This window comes from Brevundimonas sp. (genome assembly GCF_041688735.1).
Lineage (GTDB): Bacteria > Pseudomonadota > Alphaproteobacteria > Caulobacterales > Caulobacteraceae > Brevundimonas.
The window spans coordinates 1-1,622 of the sequence record NZ_JBDNHO010000050.1; the positions used below are offsets into that span (position 1 = coordinate 1).

Annotated in this window: 2 protein-coding genes; one reads left to right on the forward strand and one right to left on the reverse strand. The window is 67.1% G+C overall.

Translation table 11 applies throughout. The features are described from left to right. On the forward strand, positions 1–324 hold a 324-nt coding region (locus ACESMO_RS05435; protein ID WP_372707155.1), incomplete at its 5' end, for a hypothetical protein. A 662-nt stretch (positions 325–986) separates the two neighbouring features. Here ACESMO_RS05435 and ACESMO_RS05440 read toward each other — a convergent pair. Next, on the reverse strand, positions 987–1,622 hold a 636-nt coding region (locus tag ACESMO_RS05440; RefSeq protein ID WP_372707156.1), incomplete at its 5' end, for a DsbA family oxidoreductase.

Below are 1,622 nucleotides of genomic sequence, written 5' to 3' on the forward strand. Positions count from 1 at the left end.
CTAGCGACCGTGAACCCCGATATCCCGGAAAAATGGCGAGCGCAGCTCGACGGTTTCTTCGGCCCGGGATGGTATGACGAGGTCTATGAGACCCAAACCGGCCTGTTTGGCGATGAAATCAGGAAACGCTCAGACGCCCCCGAGCGGTTGCTCAACTTTTACAGTGCCAAACTGAGAGTGGCCTTTGGCCATGTCTCAAAGCCAATGCTCATCAAGAACACTCGAGGCAGCCCGCTCTACTACATCATCTGGGCCGGTCCTCACCGCAAGGGACTGGAAGGCGCAGACTACATCCTACGGACGGGTGAGCGGCTGAAAGGATAACCTGCCACCATGCCCACCCTCGTCCTCCTCGCCGGACCCAACGGTGCCGGCAAGACCACCTTCATAAACACCTACCTGCGCGAGCGGGCGCAGGCGTTCCAGTTCGTCAATCCGGACGAGGTCGCGCGGCATTTGCAGGGCGCCGGGCCGACGCGCGATCTGGCGGCCGGCCCTCCGGTCAAGCCGGAGGGTGACGATGCTGGTGCTGGAACGGCTGGAGGCGCTGGTCGCGGCCCAATCTTGTTAGGGGGTTGGCGGACTTCGTGCTGGAGACCACCCTGGCCACCCGCTCCCACGCCGTGCGCCTCCGCAGCTGGAAGGCCGCCGGATACCGGGTCGACCTGGTCTATCTGCGCCTGCCCTCGCTTTCGTCATCCTTCGGCAAGCCGCGCCTTCGCGGCGCACACCGGGGGACCCAGCGGCGCCGACAGGCGACACGTTTCAGGCACCGCGCTCGCGACAGGTTCGCGCTCACGCGCGCCGCTGGGTCCCCCGGTCTCGGCTTCGCCTCGCCGGAGGATGACGAAAGGATTGTGGCAGGAACCCCCCGGCTGGAAGGGTCGGTTGATCACCGGCGCCCCCGGCGAACTCGACGATCTGAAGCCGAAGACCACGGACGAGGCGGCGTAACTCCATTCCTCCCCCGGTGGGGGAGGAATGGCTTACCCCAACTCCCCCGCCATCCCCCGCAACGCCTCTTCAAACACCGCGACCGGCTGGCCGCCGGAGATCAGGTATTTCCCCTCCACCACCACCGCCGGCACGCCGGTGATGCCGCGCGAGACCCACAGCGCCTCCTCGGCCCGCACCGCTTCGGCATGGAGGTCGTCGGCCAGCACCTCGACCGCCGCCGCGCGTGACAGCCCCGCCGCCGCCGCCGCAGCGGCCAGGACGCCGGGGTCGGTCAGGTCGCGCCCTCGGGTAAAATGCGTGTCGAACAGCGCCATCTTCAGCGCCCGCTGCTTGTCCGGCGCGGTCTCACCGGCCCAGTGCAGCAGGCGGTGGGCGTCGAAGGTGTTCCAGATGCGGCTGTCCGGCCCGGTCTTCATTTCAAACCCCACCTCGGCGGCGCGGTCGTGGATCATCTGCCTCGCCTTGGCCGACTGTTCGGGGGTCGAGCCGTATTTCCGGCCCACATGGTCGACCATGTTTTCGCCCTCAGCCGGCATCTGCGGGTTCAACTCGAACGGCTGAAACCGGATCTCGGCGGTGATCCCCTCGCCATTCAACCGCTCCAGCGCCCCCTCCAGCCCGCCCAGCCCCACCACGCACCAGGGGCAGACGACGTCCGAGACGAA